Origin of the sequence: Pseudomonas sp. SG20056, from assembly GCF_031764535.1 — a bacterium.
In the GTDB taxonomy this organism is placed as follows: Bacteria; Pseudomonadota; Gammaproteobacteria; order Pseudomonadales; family Pseudomonadaceae; genus Aquipseudomonas.
This window is the reverse complement of record NZ_CP134499.1, coordinates 949,663-975,122: the sequence shown is the minus strand read 5'-3', so window position 1 is coordinate 975,122 and position 25,460 is coordinate 949,663. Positions and strand designations below refer to the sequence as shown.

Sequence of the window (25,460 nt, the reverse complement as noted above, 5' to 3'; positions counted from 1 at the left end):
CACTACAGCCGAGCTCACCTGTATCGGTTCGACGGCAGCATCGAGGTGCCGATCTCGTCCTCACCACAGGTGGTGCCGCTGCCAGGCTCGCAGGCAGACGCGGTGGATCCGGAAAAAGCCTTTGGCGCCGCGTTAAGATGCTCTGGATCCTTTATCTACCGGCGCGTGATAGTTGGAAGGTGGACGAGTACCGCGACCAGACCGAAGACCGCATGGGCAGTAATAACGAGGACCGCCTGGCCGTGACCATTGCCCCCTGCGACCGTCGGGCACCTTCACCAACTCCCCGCTCAGCCGCAAGTAACTAGATGCTCTGCACCATGAGGAGAATAAGGAATGCTTCATCGTCAACTCGATGAAAAGCTAGGTAGATTGCTAGCCGCAGGGCGACCGTTAATCCCGAGTAATCATTGCCTTGCGCCCTACGCAAACCGTTTCTGGCGCTGCTCGTTGCGCACGGCTCACTTGCCCGGCAGTGGTTAACTCTGCTTCGGCGCATGCGGGCTCTTGTAGACGTACACCAGTTCTTCGGCTAAGGCCCGGACTTCGCGGGTCATCAACTCCTGGTCGCGGCAGACCAGGGAGATGTTCATCGGCGGCACCTGCTCCAGGATGTCCAACAGCTCCAGTTCCATGCCCAGCTTCTGCACATGTTCCAGTAAGCGCAACGACCAGTAGCTGATCGCATCGGTATTCAGCGCCAGTTCGGAGAACAGCACCACCGAGGCACATTCCATTATTCGTTGCGGCGGTTCGATCCGATAGTGCTCGAACATCATTCCGACCCGTGACTGCTCTAGGGAATCCTGCAGCAACCACTCCTGCTCGCGCAGTTCTTTCAGCGAGCGCGCAGCGCGTAGCGAGTGCCCCTTGCGCACTGCCAGCACAGTAGGTTGTTCATACAGTTCTATCCAGCTAAAACCCTCGCTGTTGCGACTGGCAGGCTGCGAAGTCAGCACAAAGTCGAGGCAGCCTTCGCGCAGGCCTTCCATCAGTTTAGAAGGGCGCAGTTCGTGGATCTGCACCTGCACATCGGGATAGCGCTTGCGGTAGCGACTGAGGCTGTTGATGAACTGAGCTCCGGGTGTGACCGGTGACACTCCAATGGCCACCTTGCCCTTCATGGTGCCCTTTAACGTTTCGATTTCATCACGGGCGCGACGCACTTCCTCGAGGATCAGCCGTGCGCGGCTCACCAGGCGCTCGCCGTATTCAGTGGCGGTTATGCCCCGATTAGACCGCAGAAGCAGGGGCACACCGAGTTCGGCCTCGAGCTCTTTGATGCTCTTGGACAGTGCTGGCTGGGAGATATGCAGCAGGCGCGAGGCTTCCTGGATACTGCCGCTCTCGAAAATCGCTAACAGCGCTCGGAGATGGTGAAGTTTCATAGGATGTCCATGCAAAAAAATGGCGACCTAAGTCGCCAAAAGGGTAGCGCGATATAGTACGTACTACTTAACGGATACCGCTGGCGCGCAGTGCACTGGGGGTGAACTGTTTGCGGTTAAAGGATTGGTCAAAGCGATAGGCCTGCTTTTCTTCGTTATACAGTGCATTAACTGCATAGCGCCCAGAAAGCACGTCGTAGTGAGTCTCAGCGTTGTATTGCGGGCTTAGCTGATCATAGAAGAAGGTGGAGTGTCCTTCTGAAACCCGCCAAAGCTGACCGCGACCATCGTACGCATCAGCCTGGGCGGCCTGCCAGCTATCCTCATCAATAAACAGATCGCGGCGTGAGTATACGTGACGCTCACCCTCTTTGAGCGTCGCGCTGATATGCCAGACACGATGTAGCTCGTAGCGGGTGTGTTCGGGGTTGATGTGACCAGGCTTGATGATGTCAGCGTACTTAAGAGTGGGGGAACCCAGCTTGTAGCTGTTATAGGGAATGTAGATCTCCTTTTTACCCACCAGCAGCCAATCAAAGCGATCCGGCGAGCCGTTGAACAGATCAAGGTCATCTATCGTACGCATGCCCTCGGCGCCAGGGCTGTCATAAGCTATCTGCGGGGCGCGCCTTACGCGACGTTGCCCGGCGTTGTACTGCCAAGCCATGCGCGGTTCCTTAACCTGGTTTATGGTTTCGTGTACCAATAACACGCCGCCAGCGAGACGTGCGGGTGAGAGAAACTCCTCGCGGTAGTAGTAAAGAATATTGGCCATCTCCTGTGGCGAGTAATCGGAGAGACCTGCTGGGTAGGCCAGTTGTTGGCGAATTACGCTGGGCGTATAGGCACCGCTGGTCTGCGGCGAGGCCTGTACAACCTGGCGCTGGAAACTCAGGCCACGGTAACGGCCCATATGGTTCCAGATCACTTCAAGGCCGCTCTGTGGAATGGCGAACGGCAACCCACCACTGCGATAGTTGATCAGACCATTGCCACCTTCCGCCAGCGTGGTATCGACCGCATTCTGCCGTGTGGCATCAAGATAGCTCTGCGGCAGGCTAACCGAACGGCGAGTCTGGTAGACCGGAATGCGGTAAGTCTCCGGATAGCGCTTAAATAGCGCTAACTGACCCGGGGTAAGCCTTTCCTGATGCTGAGCGACATTATCTGCCGTAATGATGAACAGCGGCTTGTCGTCAGCGAAAGGATCACTGAGAAAACCATCTGTATCCCGCTGTCCGGCATCATTACCAATACCACCTGTCCAGGCTGGAATACTGCCGTCTGCATTTCCGGCGCGCTCGGCACCGATAGGGGTGAGGTCGTTATCAAGACGAGCGATTTGCGCGGCCGGAACTGCTGCGAGTACCTGGGCCGCGAGAAGGGTCAGCCCCAGGCAACTGGCCTGAATCAACTTTTTGTGGATCATGGCGTGCTCCTTATTGGGCGTCAGAAACTGACACCGAAACTCAGGGCGACGAAGTCGCGGTCGATGCTGGTATTGAAGTCGCCACCAAAATAGTCGGTGTAACTCAAACTGGCGGTATATCTGGACAGGTAGTCGGCATCGATACCTAGGCTCACCGACTTGTTGCCTTCAGTGAAAGTCGGCCCGTAGCCCTCGACATCGTGTGAGAACGCCAGGTTAGGCCTGATATTTATGCCCGCGATGGCGCTGTTGAGATCAAATACGGCACGCACGCGGTAGCCCCAGGAGTGCTGTGTGTAAAAACCTTTATCGGTGCACTGGTCTGGATTGGCGCTATTGAGCACCTGGCTGCACAGCTGCTCTCCTGGCACCAAGCCGATTCCGGGAATGAAAACGTCGTTTGCATTGGCCAGTTTCCCCATGCCATAGACGCTACTGCGCCCAAAGCGCAAGTCGGAACCGTCAGTAGCACCAAGGCCGCCGATATGACTAATGCCGACTTCACCTATCAAGGTCAGGCGGTCAGCGCCTAGCACTTGATCGAACACCTGCACCCCACTGATCTGGGCCTGAGTGAAGGGCATTCGCTTATAACCCTTCACTGGGCTGCCAGGGGCGGTATCAGCCCAGCCGTTGTCGAAGATGGCCAGTCCATTGATATTTAGTATGTTCTTTAGCCGACCGACACTGGCTGTAGTCGATACATCGGTACCGTTAAGCGAGAGGGGCATATTTGGTCGATGGCTGATCTCGCCGGATAGCGCAGTTCCGCTGGGCAAAGTGGTGGCAAAGCTAATGCCGTAAAGACGGATATCCTCTGGATATTCAAGCCCGTAGCGTGTAGTAGCTGGCCCTGGGGCGCCATTGATTGCCGCTAAGCTCGGCTGACCGGTACGCCATACACTTTCGGGGGTACGACTGTGATAGTTCATTGCGTAAAAGCCGAATTCGGTGTCATTCAGCGCGGGTACAAGCCAGCGCAGTGCGACCCCAAACTGACCGCTGTCACGTGCTTCCTTATCGTCCAGGCGCGGTACCCAACCGTAGACAGTCGGATCGCGATTGAAATCGCTGCCGAAAGTGGTCATACCGAGATCACAGCCCTTGGGTGCAACGTCACTACCAAAAAATGTGCCGCAGTTGTCGAGCGTCGTTTTCTCCCACTGCAATTGATAAAAAGCTTCAACTGACAGGTTTTCGCTCAGACCCTGGGATAAATACAGCATGCTAACTGGGGTAAGACCTTCCTTGACCTCCGATCCGGCTCGGCGGAAGGCTGCGACATCAACTGGGTTAATGGCATTGAGGCTATTCCCGATAAAGGTGCTCTCCCCCCAACTGACCACCTGACGGCCAGCGCGAATACTGCCGGGAAGCTCTCCGATCAGGTAGTTGTGGTATACGAAGGCATCTAGTAACTGAGTGCCCGAAGCCTTGGCGGCACGGTCGCGGCCACTGTCGTCGATGTCGTAAAGCAGGCGACTCTCATCCTTGAGCTCAAAGTCGTACCAGTACTTGCCACGAAGAAACAGACCGCTGTCGCCATAGCTCAGTTGTAGATCGTGGATGCCTTTAAAAATCTTCGAGAAAGTCTCACCGCGCTTAAAATTGAGGCGGCCATCGTCGCCCGTGCGAGTCGAGGCCGTGCCGCCGTTGGCGCGGCCGATAAACTGTTTATCGGGTGAGTCCGCCGCCCAGCTTGCGCCGACCGACAGATTTGAGTCGATGCGACCTTCGATCTCGCCGATGTTAAAGCTGGCCGCATGAGTCTGGAGTGTGCCAGCAAGGCCGACGGCCAAGGTAAGAAACGTGGGCCGGAGCCGCGCGGGGCGGATTGTTCTTGTCATGCCTTTTCCCCCTGATATCTGCTTGAGAATCGCTTGCGGAGTTTTCCGCAATGCATGCTGCCTTGGAGCTGTAGCGCACATGCTAAGAGGAATGGGGGCAGACTGACCTCTGAATAATCCTTATGCCTATAGCAAAAAGTAAGGTTGATGTTTTCTCAACAGATGGGATTGCTGCACGCCTATTCCGCCATGTAAAGATCGTCGAGCGATCTGACTTTTACGTACGCGAGCCACGCACCCCGAAGTGAGATCGGCACCTTTCGTAAGCTGCCAGAGAATACCCATTAGCAAGGCAAGAAGTGCGACTTTACCGGTATAGACTGGGCTCACTCCTTCACCGAGCAGGCAGGGCAGAAGACCGTATCGTGTTGGGAGGACAACATCGCAAACGCCAAACCGCCTACTCCTTCTGTATGTAGCCCAACTATCAAGTCACTCCGCTGTAGCGCGCAGAATGGCTTAGTGGAAGACTTGCAAGACCCTGCAGAAAAGTCCTGGAAACAGACCGACCTCACCGGAGATCAAATGTCGGTCTGTCCCGTATTCGGCGTTTTCAGGCGTATGCACCATTCCACCGATCTGATCGATTGATAGCCCCACAGCAGCACGCCAGGCTCCTTCTCGTACGCGCATCCAATCGCGTCCCCAAGTGCCTAACAGCCCAATAGTGGTAAAAGCACCCCGGCTATGCAGTGCGAAATTGCATGAACCTGAACGCATCGCCTACAGCGCTTTAGCAAACCCGAAAACCGGTTTTTGCTTGCCCCTTGCGCAGGCACTTCGCTCCCTTCAGACGCAAGCTCAGCCGCTGAAACCGCTTGACCAGATAGCTCATCGCTTGAAGGACATTGTCACGAGCCTGTTCGTCACGACGGTGGATCATCCCGATACCGCATTCATCACCGTACTGGGCTTTGTCCTGATTGCAGTTGTGGTAGCTACCTTTACCACGGGTGATCTGCTCCCACAGAGCACCTATCTGCTGCGCCTTGTAGATGTCACCCCGCACCATAGCGCCATTAAAGAAGAAGGCCGCATGGATGTGGTAGCCGCGACGCTCCCCCTGCTCGACACGGCAGATGTAGCCAGTCTCATGCTCGAAGATCGGATTGCGTTCACGCGCCCGGATCAGCCGCTGCAGATCCGCAAATACATGCTCAACCCGCAACCTAGCCTGAGCAGCAGAGCGATAGTACAGATCAACCCTGATCACCAGAGTAGTGGCGTAGCGATCCAGTACCTGGTCAACGTACTCCGCTACTTCGCGCGACTGTTGGCGCTCCTGGTACCTTGCGTCATCCCTACGACGACGGTAGCTGCGCTCACAGGTGAGTTGACGGATACGCTCAGCCAGTCGGTTTAAAGTATCGCTGTAGTCACGGTACTGGGACGTTTCCTCATCAAAGGAAATGACTCCAAGTGGACTGTTTTCCACGCCGACGTCGTAACACGCTCGTTGAAACAGTCGCAGGTACGGTCCGTAGTGGTAATCATCGCTATGACTGACCAACTCAAGCATCTGACCGATGCTCTCGAAGTAACGAGCTAGCTTGGTACGATTGGTTTTGCCACTGGCAGTCACGGACTGCACAGGCCCTTCGCTGCGTTCTACCGCTTCAACCAGATACTCGATCTGGAGTGCGATATCGGATTGCGAGAGGGTTTTCGATGCGTGTGGATGGTTCATGGCTTGGCACCTTTGTTGTGTTTACATAACAGGTGCCATGTCTGTCTTTTTTTACCGTTTAACGCTTTCTGGGCTGTTGCTGTGTGATCAGCAACAGCTTCTCTCAGTGCTGCAGTAGTTAGTTACGACGATTACCTGCCATGGTGTATTAGGCTCTAGTTGATTGATATATAATTAGAACAAGCATACAACAGCTCAGCAACACACCGACCGGCAGGGAACCCAAAATAAAAACCTCCCCGAAAACCAAGGGTTTTCTCAAAACCAAAGTCAGGGGAGTTACCTGAGGCAACCTTCTTCACCGGCATACAGGCTGCGACCATTTATAGGTCGCAGCCTGTATGCAATACCTTTGAAGTACTAGCCCGCCATATCTCGCTCTTTGATACGGGCCATAATCCATTCTTGAATTTCGCTCTCGAGAAATCCGATTGACCTATGGCCTAGCGAAACAGATTTTGGGAACTTCCCTTCTGCGAGATATTTATAGACGGTCGACCTAGCAAGGCCGGTTAGGTGGGTGACTTCTTTAAGACGGATGATCCTCATGAACGAGCTCCTGTATTACGTTCAGAGGATTACCAAGCGTTGTAAAAAAATACCGGCGCCCGCCCCCAGAGCACCTAGCTAGACAGCCGTCGCCGGTTGGCTTATATTCTGTCGCGCCGCACATCTGAGTCTCAGCGTGCGGCACCCGCCACTCAGAGTTGGGCCTGGAACGTCACACCAGCAACTACGCTTCGTAGCGCTGGTGCAGTTTTCGCAGAAAACAAGACCACCATCCCCGTACCTCAGGCATTCCATGCCTTTCCCTCTTTGCCGAAGGGAAGGCATGTGCAAATCGATAGCGCTTGAGCTCCGCAGCCACTGCATGAGCCTCTAACAGCCTGATCGACTGCTGCGTTAGGCCTTTTTCCTGCGTTTTCGCGTGGGTCTCAGGCTGAAAAGCTTTTCTGGCTACCCCCTAGAAGCTACCTAGGATCGCCCTAGGTTTAACGTAGAAGCTAACGAGGATCACCCTATGAGCCGTGACGACTCAGTACATAAAGCAGTAAAAAAGCTTACAGATATTCTTTCCAGCACTAAGGAGGAATCTCTGGAACAGGCGGGAAAAGGAATAGTCTTCGATAACGAAGAATACGAGGTCGCCGCCAACCGCCAGGATAACTATCTTGAAGATTTGTTTAAGGCACGCACTAGCAACATGCGCCTTTTCAACTTCGCCTGGCTCTTCTTGAAATTTAAAGAAGACGCAAAATTTGAAGAATTTAATTTCGGAACAAAAGAAAGCACTCTCGACGACATCGAGAGCTTCATGCTGGATGTTCTCACCAGCCATAAAATCGCGAGTGCCCTTGCAGAAGAAATATTGCGTGAGTTTAACCGCCGAGCAGTTCAGCCAGAAAAATTGACCTGGGCTATTGGACCGCGCACGTCCAGGTGGATTAAGAACAAGATCACGCCTTTTGATCGCTACCAGATAAAGCGACTCCCTAATATTTCTGGCCCGCAACTCACCCAAGCGATATTCGACTTTATGGACGCTGATCTCAGTGCAAAGATTGCGCACTTGGAGGAGCTCAAAACACAGTGGGACCAGAACCTTAAAACGGATCACCACCTTAAGTGGCTTGATGATAAGGTGCACGGCAAAGAGCGCCGGGAGCTGGCATGGGCTGCTCTTTGTGAAAAATACCCAGACCGCTTTAACGTTGTGCGTGCTCCCAGCAAGCATCAAGATTTTCTGGAGATCTTTGACCAACTCGCTGAGGAAGGCGTCTCGAAACGAGACTTCATCAAGAGCCTAAAGGGGAAAGAGTCCAAGCTGAAAACTGCCAACAAGGGCAGGAAGGCTAAGAACCTCGATATTTTGCTCGAGAATCACCCGCGGCTTAAAAAGCTGGCAGAGCACTGGGCAGTACCGGAGTGCATAGCGCTGGATAGGTTGATCTCTGAAGCCCACGAGAAAGAGTTCGGGAAAGAGTAACCTTCGGAGTACTGAGCCCTTAACCTCAAATGAAGCCCCGCGTCGAATGACCCGATGCGGGGCTTTTGTCTCGAGGGCAAGCACTGTCATCCCGACCTAAGACCTCAGTGCCTGCTGCTGGAACCCAAAGGGCTAAGCTTGGTATTCCAAAATGTATTCCATGAACAATTTTAAACGAGATTTTTTCTTTAAAATCAAAAGGATAGAGAATCATTTCAGATTACCCCGGCCCACCAAATAGCAGCACTTAAAGCCCTGATTTTCCTCGGAATTTCGGGGCTTTTTGCTTTCGACACTTGTCGACTGTCCCGAAAGTGTCACACCTGCCAGAACGGAAGCGGCAACATGACGGAACACCCAACCTATGTGGTTACTCACGACAATGGCGACCCTCGCGAGCCTGAATACAGAGATGGGCTACTCCTGTCCTGGGCCACTTACCGGGAGGGCAAAATCTATCTGAACTTCAGGGTTATCGGCTCTCGCCTACCTGACTCACAAATAGTCAGATGGCATCTAGAGGCACCAGCCAACACGAGGATAATTCTCGGTAAGCGCTGGACAGATCGGTCGATGATTTTCGAGCGCGTCATCCAATACATGAGTGACGTACCCCAGCCACATCACTGGCAATCGAAAAAGGAGAGCTATGGCCGGCTATCAGTTGACGAGTCGAAAATTAGAGGCTGGTTTCCAACAAAGCTAGAAGAACTTGATAGCTGGCTAAAGCCCATACAGCGGTTCGTCCCAGCGCGTAACATATGGGTCGTATGGGTATTTGGTGTGGGGCTAGCCCTCGCCGCTACAGAGAGTAGTTTTGCTTGGATGCCATCTACTTCAAGGTCAATCGCCCTATTGACCACAGGACTTTTGACTACTTTCCTGCTTCTTAGAGACGTCAGGAATTGCTATAAAATCATGAAGATGACTTGGCGGCTAAGCGCATTCACTACTAAACGCCCTATCGACCCACATAGGGAAGCTATCAAATCGCTTATTAGGATGTACCGTTTGAGGTACCCGATAACCGCCATTGGCGCGGCCCTATTCGTCTACCTCGGGTTCCAATGAGTTACGTGCAAATCCTATCCCAACCAACGGGCTGAGCCTCACCGCCTCGGCCAGATGCTCCGGGGCCAGGTGCGAGTAGCGCATTGTCATAGCCAAGCTGGAGTGACCCAGGATCTTTTGCAGGGTCAGGATGTTGCCGCCCTTTTGTATGAAGTGACTGGCAAAGGTGTGGCGTAGCGCGTGGCTGGCCTGCCCTTTCGGTAGCTGGATTCCTGATCGAACCAGGGCACGACGAAACGAGCTGATTGAGCCTGTGAACTGGCCATGACGCTTCCAGTGATCCCTTATGAATGTCTCCAGGGCCGGATCAATTGGCACAGTGCGGACGCGGCTGGATTTGGTCTTGCTGTAAGTCACCGAGCCATTACGCAACCGAGCCGGGATTAACCCTTCTGCCTCAGACCAACGCGCACCAGTTGCAAGGCAAAGCAGGGTGATCGGTTCAACATGCGGGTTGTCCGAGTGCTTACGGATAGCGTCCAGCAGAATGGTTACCTGATCATCTGTGAGCCAGGACAATTCACGCTCATCAATGCGGAATGGCTTCACCAGCTCCAATGGGTTGGCGTAGTCGATCTGGCCTAGGCCGCGAAGCTCATTGAACACCGCACGCAGGTAGCCCAACTCATTGTTGAGGGTCTTAGGACTGGTGCCGTTTTCAGAGCGTATACGCCGATCATGGGCGTAGACCGAAGCATCGAGCTTGGCAGCTGACGGGTTACGAAGCCGAACGCAAAGAGCATCGAGCTTAGATTTTCTGCGCACGCCATCCTTGAGCATGTGGCCGTGCAGGTCATACCAGAGCGTCACCAGTTCCGACAGCTTGCGGCGGTCTGATGCCTTGGGGTTCCAGCCGGCATCCTTGGCTTTGTTGGCCAGAATGAACGTCTCGTAACGCTGGGCTTCACCCTTGGTATCAAAGAGCTTGCGGAAGCGTTGGCCACGGATCGGCTGAACATCTGCCAACCAGCGACCATCATCGCGCCGCTTCACACTCATACAGCACGACCCCACCGAACGCTGCGCTCTTCCAGCAGCTTCTTTATGTGCTTGTAGATGTCGTGCTCGCTCATGTCCTTGGCTGCATAGTGATCGCGAATGACCGGCCAGCATTCCCAGGTTTGCAGCCGATCAAACGCCTTTTTTGCGCCCACCCGCTCCCTTGCCAGCAGGCTTACGAAGTTTCCCAGGAACAGCTCCACGTTCTTGCCCGAGAAGCCACGGGAGGTCTTGTAGTAGCGCTTGTATTCAGTGTCCTCAAGCAGGGAATCAACAGGTAGGTCCACGCGCACGTCCTCGCGAATAAGTGTCCAGATGGGGGCGAAGTAGCCCGGTCGGCTCAACAACTTGAATTGCCCCAACCCATAGCGCCACAGGCCGTCCAGATGCCCGGAGAAGGCCGCAAACGAGCGGGTGTCGATGGCTTCACCGGTTTTCACATCCAGGGAGCCACTGGCGAATTGCTGGATGATCGAATGGTGATAACGCAGCTCTACACGCCATACCGGTTGCTCGGGGTTGTAGTTCTGCGGGTCTGCAGCATCGAAGCTGTCGCGACGCTTCCAGACGCTTTCCCAGTAGTCGAGCTTGTCCGTGGCCTTGGCCTGCTCGGTTTTGTTGTAGATACACAGCTGGATGCCACTGGCAGAACCAAACATCGAGGTTTCACCGCGGCCGTAGGTGCTGGACTTGGTCGCCCAGTTGATTTCACTGATGCCCGATATGTCGCGCTGTGTGCGGGCCTTGCAGTGCATGCGGGCCACCAGATCGGTGGGAGGCGTCCAGCCCTGCAGGTCTAATGCAAGGTGGACGGCACACTGGTTGATTTCCACATGCGTCATCACCTGGGATGCATAGAAATCTAATCGATCCTGCAGGCGCTCAGGCGACAGGCTGTCGATGGCATGGGGCGACACTTCGATTTTCAGATGCGGGCCGATGTTCTCCAGCTTGGCGTTGAAGTTCTTCACCAGCAGGATGATGCCCAGGTCTGCATTCTGCAGCTTGTACTGGTAGCCGGAGTCGCGCCCTACCCGGCCCGAATGCCAACGCTGGCCAGCGAAGTCGACCAAGGTGCCAGGCACTTCAAAAAGCGCCATGATCTCCGGGCGAATCAGCCCTTTGTACAGCTGGCGCACGGTATCGACGCCACAGCGCAGCAGGCGAACGCCTGACAGGTCGGTGAACGTGACGTTGCCAGGGTCAACAAACAGACGCCCGTGTTTGTCATCCTCTGCAGTCAGAAGATTCAAACGCTGATGATCTTTTACCATTGTCATTTCTTCACCTAATGCCAGTTATTGCGGAAGTTCTAAAGTCGTTATCTGACGTGTTACAGGGACGTCAGCGCACCGGCGCGAGCCTCGCTCGCGCCGTCGTTCTGAACCGAGCCACTCCCGCGCTCGCGAGTACGCGCCTCACCGCTGTCGTGCGCTCGCGCGCCTCGTGCCTCGGCGTGCGAACGAACGACAGCCGTGGCGCACAGCTCTTGCTCAATCAGGGTTATGGAATCGGTTAGGAGGTTGGGCGGTTGTTCTGGGCAGGCTTGTTCCAGGGTGAATGGGAACAACTGCGGGCGACCATCGGGCGGCAGGTTGGCAAACCACAGGAAGGCGCTGAGCAGCACCAGAAACAGCATGTGCAGGCAGTCAGCGAAATGCAGCGGTGCGGGCTGGGCAAAGCACACCAAGGGCGCTGCCCTTGTCATCCCGCTCTTGCCGCCGAGGGCTCGGGAGCATGGGGCGGAGAAGCTACCCCATGCTCCCGTTGTCAGGCTGTTCATAGGCAATCCGCGTCAAGGGTGCGCTGCGCCCGTGCTTCCGTTCGACGGAACGGTGGAGCTGTTCCGACGAGCCGGGAGCGCGGCCCCTGACTCGGCCGAGTTAGGGTGGGTGATGCAGTCCAGTACGTTGCCGGAACCATGCCGGTCGCGGTGCTGCATCACCCGAATGGACAGAATGTCGTTAAAGGGCACTTCGAAAGGCGTACGACCATCGGGAGTCAGGCTCATAGTCATGAAATAGGGAAAGTCCCATACGCCGTCCTTGGTCAGCACAAGTCCAACGATGTGCTTGCAGCACCAGTAAGGCGGTTCATCTTCATCCATGTGCAACTCCATCAGCACGGCCTTACCCACGTAAGCCATGGCGGTGGCGGTATCGATCTGGACTGGTGGCTTACGCATGGCTGTAGTCCCCCGCTTTGAACTCGGTTTTGCCCTTGAGCAAGTCAGCACGCAGGCGAGCTAGGTTGACCATGCGGAAGTCGGCCAGTCGCATGCTGGGGACGGTGCCGTTGTCTACCCAGTCGATTGCCTCTTCGATGGATATGCCGCTCATTTCGGCGAAGGTCTTCACGCTGCACAGGTCTAGGCTGTCATCACTGATCATGGGATTTCTCCTGCAGGGGCTGTTCCTTGGCGAAGCTGGCTTCCAGGCGCACGACCATTTCAGCGTTCATCGAGCGACGCGAGGCATGGGCGGCTTGTTCAATCTGGAGGCGTAGTGCGGCAGGCACACGCAGCTTGAATTGCGGGTCTGTTCGACTCACAGCGTCCACTCCTGTTCGAGAAGCTGTTGATGCAGCAGTGCCACATTGACCATGGTGCGTTTGCCCAGCTTCTGCGAAGGCAGGTAATTACGCTCCACCCAAGTACGTACAACAACGGGTTCGTCGCCCATACCGATCCACTCGGCGAATTTCTGCCACGGCATCAAGGGCGGTGCACCGTGCAGCTTTTGGGGGTCAAGACCTTCAGGTGGTAGCATCAGCTTGCTCCGCTATATTCCGCTATATCTTGCATTAGATGCCTTGCACATAATGCAAGCCTCGGACGAGATATTAGGCAAGACACCACAAAGAAACCACCACTATATGCAAGCTTTTTAGATGCTTTCGGAATGATAAGAGAAAGATTGATATCCGTTTGGGATAAGGAAAAGCTTTCGGCCCCTAAGCTTGAAAAGCTGACAGGCATAGACCGGAGCAGCTGGTATCACCTGAGAAACGGAAAGAGGCGTGCCAACGAACAGGACATCGAGGCCATCGTGCAGATGTTTCCTCAATACGCTTTCTGGATTGCGAGCGGACAGGTAGCGCCGGAGATTGGCCAGACAAGTCCTGACTACGACGAAGCCAACCGAAACTTGAACCAACCCAACGCGGGATAGCGATCACCCAGGAAGTGACTAGGCGCTGGTATGCCCGAAGGACAGGGAGAGAAAAGGATGAAGGCTGACAGGCATGACGCCCCCGAATGGATCAGGAGCAGCAGCCGCAAGAGCGGCAACCTGGGTGTGGTGATACCGGGCCTGATCGGCACCGTTATCACCGTCGGCGCACTTTACCTAGCTAGCCAAGCGTTCCTGCAGAGCACCGTAAAGAACCTGGCAGAAAGTAAGCAACAGCCAAAACCACTACCAGTTGCCGAGATCCGTCGAGCAGAGCCCGAAACGGATTGGAGCAAAGTGGTCGAAGAGCAGGCAAGGCGAGACGCAATGTCTCAACCGCAAGCGGAACTGCCTACAAGCGAAAACACCGCCACCAAACAAACAGTGTTCAATGACCTGAACTACAAACCGCGAGGCGCAGATAATGTGCTGGCCTTCGAAGAAACCTATCAACCAATCGAGCCAGAAAAACCCGCCGCAAAAATGCGGGTGACTGTGATCAAAGAAGAACTAAAGCAAAAAGACTGGGTATGCGGAAGCCGCCCTAATGGAAGCGTTGAGCAAAGAAACTGTAAGTCTCGTGTGGGGTTGCAGCATAGAAATTAGTGAGCAGGGCTGTAACGCTAAGTTAAATAGCGGAAAAAGGCGCTGGCTTATTGCGTCTAATTGAGCGCCTAGCTTTAACCTTTACGCACATGTTTGTATTGCTGCCAAATCATTTTTCTAATCTTCTTTGGCACACGCTCAGTGTGTCGATAAGTTGAGAATTTTGCTGTTATTTTTAAAGACGAGATAAGATACCAAGCTTGCAGAGGACTTAGGCTGACTAGAAGGCCATTATCTCCTACGAAAATATCACGCTGCATATAAAAAACAGCTTGCTGTCCCTCTTTTAGCTCTTTTGGCAATTTATCTGAAAATTGATTTTGAACCGTATTCGTAAAAGATGAAATCAACTGCATCGGTTTCCCAAGGAGCTCCTTATACTCCCAGGAATACCCATTCAAAAGAAGCGTGCGGAATCCAATGTTCGTAACTGTCGCGCTCATGAATTCAATAGAGCCACGGCCCGGAGGCATCATGAACCCTGTCTCTAAGTAGACTTTTGCGCAATGGCTATCCTTTCTCCTCGCATAGCGATAAGCCAGGATGGAAATGGTTAATGATGACCCGGATATTGCCAGCGTCAATATGACGGAAACCCAGGAAGAAAAACTATTTATACAAGCCCAACTATCACAGGGGGGGAGGTCTAGAGGCATGATTTCCCTTATAACGTCTGGTTAAGGGCAGGGCTTTAGCCCGTCCCAGTGAGCGTAGCGAACGGCTTGAACCGGTTGTTAGGCTGCTAGCATGCAGCTTGTTGGTAAATGGTGGCTGCTTCTTTGGACTTCGACGACCAAGTATGGCCGCACTCGCATACGCACTGATATGAGCCGTTCTTATTGCGACCAGTGACTCTTACACGCCTGAATATCTCGGAGCCGACTTTCCCGCGTGCAATAAGATGACCATTGGCGTCGCGGCATTTGCTGCAGTAAATAGTTTGAGTTGTCACTGGGTGCCTCCGGTAGTTATTTGTAGCCTAACGCTTGGTTAAGGGGCGGGCTTTATCCCGTCCCAGCGAGCGAAGCGAAGGGTTTGAACCTGTTGTTAGGTTTTTTTCCCGGTAGTAATTTGCTTCGATAGCTCTGGTAAAACATATATTGTTCGCATGACCGTTTCTGCAATTTCTACGGCGGCAATTAGCTCTTTAGGGTTTGGAGAGACAATTTCGTGTGCCGCTGTATTTCCTAGAAATCTGTGTCCGTGAAGAATTGATGCTTGGGCTTGTGAAAGGATGCCATTAGTAGCTAAGCCATCAATTAATTTTTCAAGGTTTGGCGCTGTAATTCCGCGCTCTTTGCATACTGCTTCGATTAGCGCTCTTAAACCAATTGCTGCAAGTATGGGAAGCTGGGCATTCATTGAGCCAATTATTTCAAGATAAATTGCGCGAATTTTCTTTGGCAGGTCATCAATGTTGTCCATTGGTTGTCGCTCGGTAGATGACCTAGGATAGGTTTTCCACGTTAGATCCATTTCTCCAGTACGAGGGTTCCAGTCCCATTCGCTCCAACTCGATATTGCATAAGTGAAAGCGTCACAGCCTGCGCATTGAGCAAAGTAATGATTTTCGCCCCAAAGATCTTCACAGCCAGGATTTGACTTAACGATCTTTTCGGCTATCACGATGTGGTTTTTATGGCTGCCGCAGCAATGGCAGAACAATTTCATGTGTAAACCCTAACGTTTTGTTAAGGGGAGGGCTTTAGCCCGTCCCAGTGAGCGAAGCGAACGGTTTGAACCAGTTGTTATACCTAAACTGAACCAAACAGTTTTCGCGATTCATTCAATGAAATTAGATGTTCCTCAAGACTTTTTTCATGGTGACTTGGTTCGCCGTTGCTGAGGCTTATGATTGTTGCAGCACACATTGTAGCTACTTGAATTTGGTTGCTAGCTTTTTCTGCGCTGCCTCGAATTTGGCGAAACACCGAGTTTCCAACTTGATCGGGAAAGTTTTTCTGGAGGGCTTTCAATTTTGGCCTGAGAACTTCCAAGACAGAGTTCCCATATTTTATGGCTTCATCTCTAGATGGAATTTTTCCTTTGTGGATAACTTCATTTCTGAAGGTGATCATGCCTTGGGGGAGAAGGGATGCTGCTTCTTTGAAATGAGTTGCCCAGAGAAATATGAAGGCACCAAGTTGACGCTCTGATTGACTGGAGACAGATTTCCAAACGGATTGAAATAACGCGTCAGATTCGGTGGTTTTTTCAAGAAAAATTCGAATTGCAAATTCGTAAAAGCGCTCAAGACTAGATGTAAATGATGAGACAGCCTCGCGATAATATCCGTCCAATATTGCGTGAGCGCCAATGTCAAATAGAACTTCAAATTTATGCTGCTGAAGGACTGTTACGGTTGCATGGCCAAAAGAGCAAGTGACTTCATAACAGCCGTCATCTTTAAATTCGACGCGTGCAAACTCTCCAGATGGCCGACCAAATTCTTGTAGGCACTGCATGCAGGGGATTATTAGACGCATCGATTCTCTCTTTAGGTATAACTATTAATTAGAAGACATTGCTGTCGCATAACACACCTTGAGGCGTCTGATAACGTCCGTTGTCATGTTGTAATCCCTTGTTTTGCAAAGATGCACGAATGAGAAACGCAACTCAGGTAGGGGAAAAAGCGATATGAAAGGCCCACGGTCTAGTTCAGCCAAGGTGCGGTGATGGCTAGACGCTACTGCTCGGCCTCAAGCCTGTCTAGCTGGCGTATCGAAAAGTGTCGAAATCAGAGCGAAGAAAAGCGGATCAAAGAGGGTGTGGGTTAGCTAGAGCCCAGTAATAGCAAGGCTTAGCGGAGGTAGAAACAGAGGGTTCGATTTTCCTCGGCGCAAATGAGGGCGTCCCAAAAGTGTCACAGTCACAGCAAGGCAAAGCCGACCAATGCGGGATAGCGCAATTCGCAACCCTCTGATCTACTTGGTTTAGCGGACTACAGCGGCGTATTGCGTGGTGTTTGGAATGGGTTCAAATCCCCCCGGCCCACCAAATAAACCCCTGATTTTCCTAGAGAAAGTCAGGTTTTTTTCTTTGGGTGTCGAATTTAAGCCTGCTGGAGAAGGTCGCTTTCGAGGTCTGAAAAATTGCTGATTTTCACTGAGCCATCAGGAAAACGAGCAATGACATCCAGTTGACCGCCCATGGCTTCGATATGACTGCGCAAGGTGGAAATGTACATGTCAGTACGCCTTTCCATTTTGGCTATGGATGGCTGCTGTACATGCAGCACCTCGGCCAGCACCTTTTGTGAAAGACCACGCGCCTGGCGCAGTTCATTGAGTGGCATTTCTGCAAGCAGCTCTTGGGCTTTGGCCTCTACTCTGGCCTGAGTCTCAGGAGCCATCTTTGCGCGTAGCTCTGCAAATTTCTTAGCCATCTATCAAGCCCTCCTTTCGAAGCTGTTCCAGATGTTCGTCATATAGACGGTCGGACAGCGGAACGTTGATTTCATACCAACGACCATCGCCAGTCTTGTCGCCACCGATCAGCAAAATAGCCGACCGCCTGGGGTCAAACGCGTACAGGGTTCTGTATGGTCGACCTTCGTGCTGTGTTCTCAGCTCCCGCATATGGCCATGGCGTGAGCCATTGATTCCGCTGCTATGCGGAAACCCGAGTGTCGGGCCTCGTTCTTCCAGGAGCCGGACTGAGACAGCAACAGATTCTTGCTCATCAGCAGATAGGCTTTCCCACCAGTCACCGAACTCGTCGGTGTATTCGATATCCCAAGTCATGTCGAAAATATAGCCTCAAAGGAATATTCCATCAATGGAATATTTGTTTATAGCGACGAGAGCGGCCCGAAGCGTAATGCATCCTGCAGATGATCCGGCGCCAAGTGCGCATAGCGCATGGTCATGGCCAAGCTGGAGTGACCCAGGATCTTCTGCAGGGTAAGGATGTTGCCGCCGTTCTGTATGAAGTGGCTCGCGAAGGTATGCCGGAGGCCGTGAGCGGCTTGACCTTTCGGTAGCTGGATAGTCGTCTTGGCCAAGGCACGGCGGAACGAGGTAATGGCCGCGTTTGGTTGGCCATGCTGTTTCCAGTGTTGGCGGATCTTGGCTTCCAGATCTGCAGTAATCGGCACAGAACGTACTTTCCCGCTTTTGGTTCCGCTGAACGTGATCACCCCATTACGTAGTCCGGTCGGCTTGAGCTTTTCGGCTTCTGACCATCGAGCACCGGTAGCCAGACAAATAAGCGTGATGATCTCGACGTGTGGGTTGTCGCAGCGATCACGGATGACCTGTAACAGTTCGCTGATTTGCTCAGCAGTCAGCCAGGACAACTCCCGTTCTTGGATCTTCAATGGCTTCCCCAGGGCCAACGGGTTGGCGTAGGTGATGACACCCAGTCCGCGCAGTTCGTTGTAGACCGAACGCAGATACCCCAGCTCATTGTTTAGGGTCTTGGGTGACCAGCTCGGGTTATCCACGACCTTGGCCCGACACGTAGCCTCAACGCGCCGATCATAGGCATAGACCGAAACATCGAGCTTTGCAGCTACCGGGTTGAGGGATGTTCCCCCAGCGGATTGGCAGACCGGCTAAACCATCCCTGAGAGGCACTCACGTCACATAGCGCGTGGCCTGATCGTCATATAGGTAAACGCACCCTGTGAGGATCAGAGATGAGTACGACCATGAATCACTACAAAGCCATTCCCGATGTTTTTACCGCACTGGAAAACGTCCATGCTGCTATCGACACCCACGGCCTTGAGCGGCAGCTGCACCATCTCGTGCAGTTGCGCGCGTCGCAGCTCAACGCCTGCGCCTATTGCGTGAAAATGCACAGCCATGAAGCGCGCGCCGATGGCGAAACCAACGACCGCCTCGACCGCCTGGTGGTTTGGCAGCAAAGCAGCGATTTCTCGGCGAAGGAGCGCGCGGCGCTGGCCTGGACCGAAGCACTGACACAGCTTGAGCGCAAAACCGACTATGCGCCGCTGCGCTCAGAGCTGCAGACGCATTTCAGCCAGGCAGAAATCAGCGCACTGACGGCGACAATTGCGATGATCAATCTGTGGAACCGTATCCAGATTTCGGCGCACTGACATGAGCAAAGGCCACACCATCAATCTATTTGAGAGTCGGAGGGCGCAACTGACCGGCCTCGCCTATCGCATTCTGGGTTCGCTGGCCGAAGCCGAGGACGCGGTGCAGGATACCTTTGTCAAATGGAGCCAGGCTGACAGACACACGATCAATAACCCAGCGGCCTGGCTAACGTCCACATGCACGCGCCGCTGCATCGACCTGTTGCGGGCGGCTCGACACGCCAGGGTCGACTATGTTGGCGCGTGGCTACCGGAGCCGATCCAGTTCCGCAGCGACGACACAGCGCAAAACGCCTCGGATCTGTCTTCATCGCTTTCCATGGCGTTCTTGCTTCTGCTCGAACGCCTTGCGCCCAAAGAGCGTGCCGCCTATCTGCTGCACGATATTTTCGAGCAACCCTATGCACAGGTTGCCGCTGCTTTGGGCATACAAGAGGCAGCCTGCCGCAAGCTGGTTTCACGCGCACGGCTCAATGTCGGCAGGCGCGATGCCCGAAATATGGTGACACTGGAGCGGCAGGAAACCTTGCTCGACGCGTTTCAGACAGCGATCACCACAGGGGCGACGGCACACCTCGCGGCGCTAATGGCCGAAGACATTCAACTCAAAGCCGACGGCGGCGGCAAAGCGGTCACTCTGCTAGAGCCACTTTCTGGCAAGTCGAGCGTGCTCGAGTTTATCGCCGGCCAACTCAGAGGTTTCTGGAAAACCTATGAATGGCGTGCAAGCGAACTCAACGGGATGCGCGGTGTTCTTTTGTTCGAGGATGGACGCATTACGGCTTCGGTTAGCTTCGGCTTTGATGTGCACGGCTATCTGTCCGGCATCTTCATCATGCGCAATCCCGATAAGCTTGCCCGCCTTGTCGAGCCGGAAACTCTTCTGCAATAAGCGAGTGCATTGAGCATGTTTCTGCAGCAGGAGTCACTGCTTGCGTGGCTCAGCAGAGCTAAGTGGTTGGCACAGGGCCGTTGCTCGTTTTGAGAGAGAACAAGGCTTCGGCAAACTGCCGAGCGGCAGGGCCCAAGGGCTCATCGAGCCGGTGCGCGAGATACACCTCGGATTCGAGTTCACCGTTACGCCCCAGCAAATTCGTGCTGAGCCGAACGAGGCGGCCCTCATCCAGATCGCGCTTCACCAACCACAGTGGCAATCGTCCCCAACCGACACCCGCCAGGATCAGCCCATGCTTGGCATCCTGGGTACTGACGCGGCAGGTTTGCGGCGATACCACACCAAAATCGCGACCCTCGGAAACCTTAGACGGGTCGGAAAGGACAATTTGCAGATGATCGGCAAACTCCATAACGCCACTGGTGTGGCTGATGCCCTGCCTGGCCAGCGGATGCTCAGCAGCAACCACTGCTACCTGGGCAACCGAACACAGTGCCTCGAAGGTGATGCGCGGATCACGGAAGTCTTCGCCGACCATGATGGCGAGGGTGCAGCGCTTTTCTTTAAGCGCCAGCTGCGGGCCACCGAGAGGCTCAACCGCTACGCGAAATGTGACCGAAGGGTAAGTCGCCCGCACCTGGGCGATCGCCAGCCCCACTTCGTGGATGGGAAAGAGCGTGTCGACGCAGATCGGTAATTCGAGCTCCAGGCCATCGCCAAGCCCACGCGCCTTGGCCCGCAACGCATCGACGCGCAGCAGAATATCCCGCGCATTGCTGAGCAGCACCTTGCCCTCGGGCGTCAACACCGGCCGATGCCCTGAGCGGTCAAACAACAGCACGCCGAGCTGCGCCTCCAGATTGCCGATGGCGACACTCACTCCGGACTGCACCCGATACAGCTTGTTAGCCGCCGCGCGGAAACTGCCGCTGTCGGCAACCGTGACGAAGGTACGCATCTGATCGAGGGTAAGCGCGTCTAACATGATCACTCCAGATGATCGACTTGATGCAATTTATATCACTTATGCAGAGCAGTTAAACGAAGCACGCTTAGCCCACCAACAAAAACCAAGTGAGGCAAAAATGATCAAGTTACTGGTGCTCTATTACTCATCCTATGGCCACATCGAAACCATGGCGGCTGCAGTCGCAGAAGGCGCGCGACTGGCGGGTGCGACGGTAAATATCAAACGCGTGCCTGAACTCGTGCCGGAAACGGCAGCCAGAAAGTCGGGTTACAAGGTCGAGCAAAAGGCCCCGCTCGCCACTCCCGCCGAGCTTGCCGACTACGACGCGATCATCATCGGCACGCCGACCCGTTACGGGAACATGGCGGCGCAGATGAAGAACTTCCTCGACCAGACCGGCAGGCTGTGGGCTGAAGACCAGCTGGTGGGCAAAGTGGGCAGCGCTTTCACCTCCACCGGCAGCCAACATGGCGGACAGGAAACCACGCTCCAATCCACCCACACCGTGCTGTTTCACCTCGGCATGCTCGTGGTCGGCCTGCCTTACAGCTTCAAAGGCCAGCTGCGGATGGATCAGATTACCGGCGGTACACCCTATGGTGCATCGACCCTGGCCGATGACGGTGATGGCGGTGATCGTCAACCCAGTGCCAATGAACTCGATGGCGCGCGCTTCCAGGGCCGGCATGTCGCCGACATAGCCATCGCGCTGGCTGCTGGACGCAAGCAAGAGGCTGCGTGATGACCAGCACAACACAAAGACTCGCGACGACCCGCTGGGCCAGCGTATTTTTGCTCGTCAGTGCCGGCGTCGTGGCAGCACTGCAGGTAGGCAAAGCAGTCATCGCCGCGCCCATGCTACAGACGGACTTGGGTATTAGCCTTGCCGACATTGGTTGGCTGACTGGGGTTTTCGCCGTGCTGGGGCTGATCGGCGGGATACCGGCCGGGGCGTTCATCGCCAGCGTTGGTAGTCAACGTGTTCTGCTCCTCGGCCTGCTTACGACAGCCCTTGGAGCAGCATGCGGTGCCGTGGCCACGGATCTGCCGACGCTTCTGCTGTCGCGAATCATTGAGGGTGCAGGTTTTCTGCTAATTACAGTCGCCGCACCGTCAATTCTGACTCAGGTGAGCGAGCGCGGTGATCGCGACTTCGCCTTCGCTTTGTGGAGTTGCTTTATGCCGCTGGGCATGGCCGTTGCCATGCTCACCGGGCCACTGTTCGAGAGTTGGCGGACAGTTTGGTGGACCAGCTGTGGGTTGGCGTTGGTGGTTTGCCTTTTGGTGTCACTGCTTATACCGAGCACCGCTGAGCGGCAAGCCTGGTCATGGCACGGACTGAAGGCGCAGGCAATCGACGTTTGCACAACCCGGGAGCCCGCCATGCTCGCCGCAATGTTCGCGCTCTATAGCCTGATGTTCTTCGCGCTGTTCAGCTTTCTACCCGTGCTGCTGATGCAGCGTATGGAGGTAACGCACAGCAGCGCCGGTTTGTTGAGCGCATTGGCGACCGTTGCGAATATCCTCGGCAACCTTGCCGCAGGCGTTCTCCTGTCGCGCGGCACAGCAAGGACTACGCTACTCGCCGGCGCCAGTCTGGCCATGGGCATCACCAGCATCGGCATCTTCCTACCGCTGTTTCCCGATACGACCACCTTTATCCTCTGCGTGATCTTCTCGGCTGTTGGCGGACTGATTCCCGCCACACTGCTGTCTGCCGCGCCAACTGCAATGCCGCTGGCGAGCCTTGTGCCGGTTGTCCTGGGGCTGATTATTCAAGGCAACAACCTGGGCCAGGTTATCGGCCCCATCGCCATCGGCAGCGCGATCCAGGCGTATGGCTGGAGTTCGGCGGCCTTCCTGGTTGCGGGTGCGGCACTGCTTGCTGTGGCTGGCGCCATCACACTCGGCCGTACGCCACAGCCAGCACTGCAGGGCGTCGAGGAAACGGCGCAAACCTAACACCGCACTCATATGCCAGGCCGCTGGAGGTCGAGCTCAACCTGTCTGACGATTGGCCTTGCGCTCAGTCAGGTAGGCGATAACCGCCGCCTGGTCACCGGAAAACTCGATGCGCGCCGCTTTGCTCTCGCGCTGGTAGGCGTACATCGGGTCGTAATACTCGCGCAGCAATCCGGCAATCCAGTCGCGGTGCAGCGCAACCGCCCCGCTGCGCTGTTCATCCAGCGCCGTCTGCATGATGGCTAGCAAGCGCTGGTAACGCTCACCGCCCAGGCGCTTCTGGATATTGCTAAGGCTTTGCAGCAGGCGCTCGGCGTAGAGTCGAAAGCCCTCTTCCTCACCGTGCAGGGCGATAAATTCGGCGCACAGATTGACCACGTAATCACGCAGGATGCGCTCGACGCGGTCCTCGAAGGCATCTTCCAGCCACACCAGCGGGTACTGCTGCATGCCCTGGTACAGCGCCAGCGGCACGGTACAACTGCCGACCATGCGCCCTTCGTCTTCCAGCACAAACTGCTCGGTGCCACGGGCGCGCTGCTTGAGCAGATCGATGGCCAGGCGGTTTTCGAAGTCGATCTGCGCCGGCTGGCCGCTGGCGCGTTTGCCGAAGCTGGAGCCACGGTGGTTGGCGTGGCCTTCCAGGTCCAGGCTGTTGTCCAACTGCACCAGCACGTCGGTTTTACCGGTGCCGGTCAGCCCGCCGAGGATCACGAAATCGCACTCATCCACCGCATGCTGGGTGGTGTCCAGCAAAAAGGTGCGCATCGCCTTGTAGCCGCCGATCACCCGTGGGTAGTCGATACCGGCTTCGGCCAGCCATTGCTGGGTGATCTGCGAGCGCAGGCCACCGCGAAAGCAGTACAAATAGCCGTGCGGATTGGCCTTGGCAAACGCCGCCCAAGCCGCGACCCGCTCGGCTTTGACCTGACCGCTGACCAGTTGATGGCCGAGCGCGATGGCGGCGTCCTGGCCATGCTGCTTGTAGCAGGTGCCAACGCGCTGGCGCTCGCTGTCATCCATCAGCGGCAGGTTGAGCACGCCGGGGAAGGCACCCTTGCTGAACTCGACCGGGGCACGGGCGTCCATCATCGGCAGATCATTGAGGAAGATGTCGCGGTAGTCGGCGGTGTTGTCGCGCATCACAGCACCTCTACCGCGTAGCGCTGTCGCTCAAGCAGACGGCCGATGGGCGCCAGGCTCAGGCCCAGCTCGGCGGCCACGGCAAGAAACTCGGCTTCGCCTTCAGGCGTTACGGCGATCAGCAAGCCGCCGCTGGTCTGCGGATCGCACAGCAGATTCTGCTGCTCTTGGGTAATAGGCGCGATCTTCTCGCCATAGCTGTCGAAGTTGCGCAGGGTGCCGCCCGGCACGCAGCCCTCGGCCAGGTAGTAGTCGACCCCCGGCAGGCGCGGCACGGCGTCGTAGTCGAGCTGCGCGGTGAGGTTGGCACCGTCAGCCATCTCCACCAGGTGGCCAAGCAGGCCGAAGCCGGTCACATCCGTCATCGCAGCAACCCCGGCCAACTTGCCAAACCGCGAACCGGGCTTGTTCAGGGTGCACATCCAGTCGCGCGCCAGGCCAACGTCCTCAGGCCGCAGCTTGGCCTTCTTCTCGGCGGTGGTGAGGATGCCGATACCCAGCGGCTTACTCAGGTACAACTGGCAGCCGGCTGTGGCGCTGTCGTTGCGTTTCATATGGCGCTTGAGCACCACACCGGTGACGGCCAGGCCGAAGATCGGCTCCGGCGCGTCGATCGAGTGGCCACCGGCCAACGGAATGCCCGCTTCATCACACACCGCGCGGCCGCCGCGAATCACTTCGCGAGCCACTTCCGGCGGCAGCAGGTTGACCGGCCAGCCGAGAATGGCGATGGCCATCAGCGGGTCGCCACCCATGGCGTAGATGTCGCTGATCGCATTGGTGGCGGCGATGCGGCCGAAGTCGTACGGGTCATCGACGATTGGCATAAAGAAGTCGGTAGTCGACACCACCCCACGCTCGTCATCCAGGGCATACACCGCTGCATCATCACGCGAGGCATTGCCGACCCACAGCTTGGGGTCGAGGTTCTGCGCGCCGCTGCCGGCGAGGATCACCTCCAGCACTTTTGGCGAAATCTTGCAGCCGCAGCCGGCCCCGTGGCTGTACTGGGTCAAACGGATCGGCTCGCTCATCGGTCAGGCTCTCGGCAAATCGGAAACAGGCGCGGATTCTAACAGGCAGTTGAAAAATCCAGGCAAGACAAGCAGCTAAGCCAGTAACCGGCGCTGCTGACATGGTCTTATTGTCCTGTAGCCGGCAAAGCTGGCCTTTAGCGCAGTGGCCCCTATAATCGCGCCACGTCGACTACCCTGACTACGCGCAGGCCCGCGCAT

General features: G+C 55.3%; 27 protein-coding genes. 6 read left to right on the top strand and 21 right to left on the bottom strand.

All coding sequences use genetic code 11. From position 1 onward, the window contains the following. Positions 1 to 479: 479 nt before the first annotated feature. From RHP75_RS04690 to RHP75_RS04670, 5 genes are all read right to left on the bottom strand, one after another. Entirely contained in the window at positions 480 to 1,388 is a 909-nt protein-coding gene (locus RHP75_RS04690) for a LysR family transcriptional regulator (protein WP_311090666.1), read from the bottom strand. Positions 1,389 to 1,455: 67 nt separating this feature from the next. Then, a complete protein-coding gene (locus RHP75_RS04685; RefSeq protein ID WP_311090665.1) occupies positions 1,456 to 2,817 on the bottom strand; it encodes a DUF1329 domain-containing protein in 1,362 nt (453 codons plus the stop codon). A 20-nt stretch (positions 2,818 to 2,837) separates the two neighbouring features. After that, positions 2,838 to 4,664: a DUF1302 domain-containing protein gene (locus RHP75_RS04680; RefSeq protein ID WP_311090664.1), complete on the bottom strand. Its 1,827-nt coding sequence runs from the start codon at positions 4,662 to 4,664 to the stop codon at positions 2,838 to 2,840. Between the two features lie 733 nt (positions 4,665 to 5,397). Continuing rightward, positions 5,398 to 6,351 (bottom strand): inovirus-type Gp2 protein, encoded by a 954-nt coding sequence (locus RHP75_RS04675; RefSeq protein WP_311090663.1) that lies wholly within the window; start codon positions 6,349 to 6,351, stop codon positions 5,398 to 5,400. Positions 6,352 to 6,711: 360 nt separating this feature from the next. Further along, the gene (locus RHP75_RS04670) at positions 6,712 to 6,900 is read right to left on the bottom strand and encodes an AlpA family transcriptional regulator (protein WP_003241473.1); all 189 of its coding nucleotides are present in this window, start codon (positions 6,898 to 6,900) and stop codon (positions 6,712 to 6,714) included. Between the two features lie 472 nt (positions 6,901 to 7,372). On the opposite strand from RHP75_RS04670, the gene RHP75_RS04665 reads away from it, so the two are divergent. Continuing rightward, positions 7,373 to 8,338, top strand: coding sequence for a hypothetical protein (locus RHP75_RS04665; protein ID WP_311090662.1), 966 nt, complete (start codon positions 7,373 to 7,375; stop codon positions 8,336 to 8,338). A gap of 1,044 nt (positions 8,339 to 9,382) precedes the next feature. On the opposite strand, the gene RHP75_RS04660 is transcribed toward RHP75_RS04665, so the two are convergent. The 7 genes from RHP75_RS04660 to RHP75_RS04630 form a co-directional block, all read right to left on the bottom strand. After that, positions 9,383 to 10,408 (bottom strand): tyrosine-type recombinase/integrase, encoded by a 1,026-nt coding sequence (locus RHP75_RS04660; RefSeq protein WP_311090661.1) that lies wholly within the window; start codon positions 10,406 to 10,408, stop codon positions 9,383 to 9,385. Continuing rightward, positions 10,405 to 11,688 (bottom strand): hypothetical protein, encoded by a 1,284-nt coding sequence (locus RHP75_RS04655; protein WP_311090660.1) that lies wholly within the window; start codon positions 11,686 to 11,688, stop codon positions 10,405 to 10,407. Before RHP75_RS04655 ends, RHP75_RS04660 begins: the two co-directional genes overlap by 4 nt. Before the next feature lie 53 nt (positions 11,689 to 11,741). Next, positions 11,742 to 12,116 carry a hypothetical protein gene (locus tag RHP75_RS04650; RefSeq protein WP_311090659.1) on the bottom strand — a complete coding sequence of 125 codons (375 nt, stop codon included), beginning with the start codon at positions 12,114 to 12,116 and terminating at the stop codon, positions 11,742 to 11,744. An 87-nt stretch (positions 12,117 to 12,203) separates the two neighbouring features. Beyond that, positions 12,204 to 12,593 (bottom strand): hypothetical protein, encoded by a 390-nt coding sequence (locus tag RHP75_RS04645; protein WP_311090658.1) that lies wholly within the window; start codon positions 12,591 to 12,593, stop codon positions 12,204 to 12,206. After that, positions 12,586 to 12,798, bottom strand: a complete 213-nt coding sequence (locus tag RHP75_RS04640) for a hypothetical protein (protein ID WP_090255319.1) — start codon at positions 12,796 to 12,798, stop codon at positions 12,586 to 12,588. Before RHP75_RS04640 ends, RHP75_RS04645 begins: the two co-directional genes overlap by 8 nt. Next, positions 12,788 to 12,958, bottom strand: a complete 171-nt coding sequence (locus RHP75_RS04635) for an Arc family DNA-binding protein (protein WP_311090657.1) — start codon at positions 12,956 to 12,958, stop codon at positions 12,788 to 12,790. The genes RHP75_RS04640 and RHP75_RS04635 overlap by 11 nt, the downstream gene beginning before the upstream one ends. Next, positions 12,955 to 13,176, bottom strand: coding sequence for a DNA-binding protein (locus tag RHP75_RS04630; protein ID WP_311090656.1), 222 nt, complete (start codon positions 13,174 to 13,176; stop codon positions 12,955 to 12,957). The genes RHP75_RS04635 and RHP75_RS04630 overlap by 4 nt, the downstream gene beginning before the upstream one ends. A gap of 432 nt (positions 13,177 to 13,608) precedes the next feature. Here RHP75_RS04630 and RHP75_RS04625 point away from each other — a divergent pair, with 432 nt between their 5' ends. Next, a complete protein-coding gene (locus tag RHP75_RS04625; protein WP_311090655.1) occupies positions 13,609 to 14,184 on the top strand; it encodes a hypothetical protein in 576 nt (191 codons plus the stop codon). A gap of 74 nt (positions 14,185 to 14,258) precedes the next feature. Here RHP75_RS04625 and RHP75_RS04620 read toward each other — a convergent pair whose 3' ends face one another. The 6 genes from RHP75_RS04620 to RHP75_RS04595 form a co-directional block, all read right to left on the bottom strand. Beyond that, the gene (locus RHP75_RS04620) at positions 14,259 to 14,660 is read right to left on the bottom strand and encodes a hypothetical protein (protein WP_311090654.1); all 402 of its coding nucleotides are present in this window, start codon (positions 14,658 to 14,660) and stop codon (positions 14,259 to 14,261) included. Positions 14,661 to 15,231: 571 nt separating this feature from the next. Continuing rightward, entirely contained in the window at positions 15,232 to 15,855 is a 624-nt protein-coding gene (locus tag RHP75_RS04615) for a DUF4145 domain-containing protein (RefSeq protein WP_311090653.1), read from the bottom strand. Positions 15,856 to 15,938: 83 nt separating this feature from the next. Beyond that, positions 15,939 to 16,670: a hypothetical protein gene (locus tag RHP75_RS04610; protein ID WP_311090652.1), complete on the bottom strand. Its 732-nt coding sequence runs from the start codon at positions 16,668 to 16,670 to the stop codon at positions 15,939 to 15,941. 569 nt (positions 16,671 to 17,239) lie between these two features. Beyond that, entirely contained in the window at positions 17,240 to 17,572 is a 333-nt protein-coding gene (locus tag RHP75_RS04605; protein WP_311090651.1) for an XRE family transcriptional regulator, read from the bottom strand. After that, positions 17,565 to 17,930, bottom strand: coding sequence for a type II toxin-antitoxin system RelE/ParE family toxin (locus tag RHP75_RS04600; protein ID WP_311090650.1), 366 nt, complete (start codon positions 17,928 to 17,930; stop codon positions 17,565 to 17,567). Before RHP75_RS04600 ends, RHP75_RS04605 begins: the two co-directional genes overlap by 8 nt. Before the next feature lie 47 nt (positions 17,931 to 17,977). After that, the gene (locus RHP75_RS04595; protein ID WP_311090649.1) at positions 17,978 to 18,631 is read right to left on the bottom strand and encodes a tyrosine-type recombinase/integrase; all 654 of its coding nucleotides are present in this window, start codon (positions 18,629 to 18,631) and stop codon (positions 17,978 to 17,980) included. A gap of 207 nt (positions 18,632 to 18,838) precedes the next feature. On the opposite strand from RHP75_RS04595, the gene RHP75_RS04590 reads away from it, so the two are divergent. After that, positions 18,839 to 19,252, top strand: a complete 414-nt coding sequence (locus RHP75_RS04590) for a carboxymuconolactone decarboxylase family protein (protein ID WP_311090648.1) — start codon at positions 18,839 to 18,841, stop codon at positions 19,250 to 19,252. Position 19,253: 1 nt separating this feature from the next. Continuing rightward, the gene (sigJ, locus tag RHP75_RS04585; protein ID WP_311090647.1) at positions 19,254 to 20,147 is read left to right on the top strand and encodes an RNA polymerase sigma factor SigJ; all 894 of its coding nucleotides are present in this window, start codon (positions 19,254 to 19,256) and stop codon (positions 20,145 to 20,147) included. Positions 20,148 to 20,205: 58 nt separating this feature from the next. On the opposite strand, the gene RHP75_RS04580 is transcribed toward sigJ, so the two are convergent. Then, positions 20,206 to 21,135, bottom strand: coding sequence for a LysR family transcriptional regulator (locus RHP75_RS04580; protein ID WP_311090646.1), 930 nt, complete (start codon positions 21,133 to 21,135; stop codon positions 20,206 to 20,208). A gap of 100 nt (positions 21,136 to 21,235) precedes the next feature. Here RHP75_RS04580 and wrbA point away from each other — a divergent pair, with 100 nt between their 5' ends. Both wrbA and RHP75_RS04570 read left to right on the top strand, forming a co-directional pair. Continuing rightward, the gene (gene wrbA / locus RHP75_RS04575; protein ID WP_311091866.1) at positions 21,236 to 21,862 is read left to right on the top strand and encodes an NAD(P)H:quinone oxidoreductase; all 627 of its coding nucleotides are present in this window, start codon (positions 21,236 to 21,238) and stop codon (positions 21,860 to 21,862) included. Further along, positions 21,862 to 23,082: an MFS transporter gene (locus RHP75_RS04570; RefSeq protein ID WP_311090645.1), complete on the top strand. Its 1,221-nt coding sequence runs from the start codon at positions 21,862 to 21,864 to the stop codon at positions 23,080 to 23,082. The genes wrbA and RHP75_RS04570 overlap by 1 nt, the downstream gene beginning before the upstream one ends. 36 nt (positions 23,083 to 23,118) lie before the next feature. On the opposite strand, the gene mnmH is transcribed toward RHP75_RS04570, so the two are convergent. Together mnmH and selD are read right to left on the bottom strand one after the other, a co-directional pair. Further along, complete coding sequence (mnmH, locus tag RHP75_RS04565) at positions 23,119 to 24,225, bottom strand: tRNA 2-selenouridine(34) synthase MnmH (protein WP_311090644.1); 1,107 nt, start codon at positions 24,223 to 24,225, stop codon at positions 23,119 to 23,121. Next, complete coding sequence (gene selD / locus RHP75_RS04560) at positions 24,225 to 25,259, bottom strand: selenide, water dikinase SelD (RefSeq protein ID WP_311090643.1); 1,035 nt, start codon at positions 25,257 to 25,259, stop codon at positions 24,225 to 24,227. The genes mnmH and selD overlap by 1 nt, the downstream gene beginning before the upstream one ends. Between the last annotated feature and the right edge of the window lie 201 nt (positions 25,260 to 25,460).

Coding starts and splice junctions, on each gene's coding strand:
- RHP75_RS04590 (WP_311090648.1), top strand. CDS start 18,839: ATGAATCACTACAAAGCCATTCCCGATGTTTTTACCGCACTGGAAAAC.
- RHP75_RS04650 (WP_311090659.1), bottom strand. CDS start 12,116: ATGACAAGGGCAGCGCCCTTGGTGTGCTTTGCCCAGCCCGCACCGCTG.
- selD (WP_311090643.1), bottom strand. CDS start 25,259: ATGAGCGAGCCGATCCGTTTGACCCAGTACAGCCACGGGGCCGGCTGC.
- mnmH (WP_311090644.1), bottom strand. CDS start 24,225: ATGCGCGACAACACCGCCGACTACCGCGACATCTTCCTCAATGATCTG.
- RHP75_RS04670 (WP_003241473.1), bottom strand. CDS start 6,900: ATGAGGATCATCCGTCTTAAAGAAGTCACCCACCTAACCGGCCTTGCT.
- RHP75_RS04640 (WP_090255319.1), bottom strand. CDS start 12,798: ATGATCAGTGATGACAGCCTAGACCTGTGCAGCGTGAAGACCTTCGCC.
- RHP75_RS04610 (WP_311090652.1), bottom strand. CDS start 16,670: ATGCGTCTAATAATCCCCTGCATGCAGTGCCTACAAGAATTTGGTCGG.
- sigJ (WP_311090647.1), top strand. CDS start 19,254: ATGAGCAAAGGCCACACCATCAATCTATTTGAGAGTCGGAGGGCGCAA.
- wrbA (WP_311091866.1), top strand. CDS start 21,236: ATGATCAAGTTACTGGTGCTCTATTACTCATCCTATGGCCACATCGAA.
- RHP75_RS04580 (WP_311090646.1), bottom strand. CDS start 21,135: ATGTTAGACGCGCTTACCCTCGATCAGATGCGTACCTTCGTCACGGTT.
- RHP75_RS04665 (WP_311090662.1), top strand. CDS start 7,373: ATGAGCCGTGACGACTCAGTACATAAAGCAGTAAAAAAGCTTACAGAT.
- RHP75_RS04630 (WP_311090656.1), bottom strand. CDS start 13,176: ATGCTACCACCTGAAGGTCTTGACCCCCAAAAGCTGCACGGTGCACCG.
- RHP75_RS04680 (WP_311090664.1), bottom strand. CDS start 4,664: ATGACAAGAACAATCCGCCCCGCGCGGCTCCGGCCCACGTTTCTTACC.
- RHP75_RS04605 (WP_311090651.1), bottom strand. CDS start 17,572: ATGGCTAAGAAATTTGCAGAGCTACGCGCAAAGATGGCTCCTGAGACT.
- RHP75_RS04645 (WP_311090658.1), bottom strand. CDS start 12,593: ATGCGTAAGCCACCAGTCCAGATCGATACCGCCACCGCCATGGCTTAC.
- RHP75_RS04615 (WP_311090653.1), bottom strand. CDS start 15,855: ATGAAATTGTTCTGCCATTGCTGCGGCAGCCATAAAAACCACATCGTG.
- RHP75_RS04660 (WP_311090661.1), bottom strand. CDS start 10,408: ATGAGTGTGAAGCGGCGCGATGATGGTCGCTGGTTGGCAGATGTTCAG.
- RHP75_RS04655 (WP_311090660.1), bottom strand. CDS start 11,688: ATGACAATGGTAAAAGATCATCAGCGTTTGAATCTTCTGACTGCAGAG.
- RHP75_RS04685 (WP_311090665.1), bottom strand. CDS start 2,817: ATGATCCACAAAAAGTTGATTCAGGCCAGTTGCCTGGGGCTGACCCTT.
- RHP75_RS04620 (WP_311090654.1), bottom strand. CDS start 14,660: ATGATGCCTCCGGGCCGTGGCTCTATTGAATTCATGAGCGCGACAGTT.
- RHP75_RS04570 (WP_311090645.1), top strand. CDS start 21,862: ATGACCAGCACAACACAAAGACTCGCGACGACCCGCTGGGCCAGCGTA.
- RHP75_RS04690 (WP_311090666.1), bottom strand. CDS start 1,388: ATGAAACTTCACCATCTCCGAGCGCTGTTAGCGATTTTCGAGAGCGGC.
- RHP75_RS04600 (WP_311090650.1), bottom strand. CDS start 17,930: ATGACTTGGGATATCGAATACACCGACGAGTTCGGTGACTGGTGGGAA.
- RHP75_RS04625 (WP_311090655.1), top strand. CDS start 13,609: ATGCCCGAAGGACAGGGAGAGAAAAGGATGAAGGCTGACAGGCATGAC.
- RHP75_RS04675 (WP_311090663.1), bottom strand. CDS start 6,351: ATGAACCATCCACACGCATCGAAAACCCTCTCGCAATCCGATATCGCA.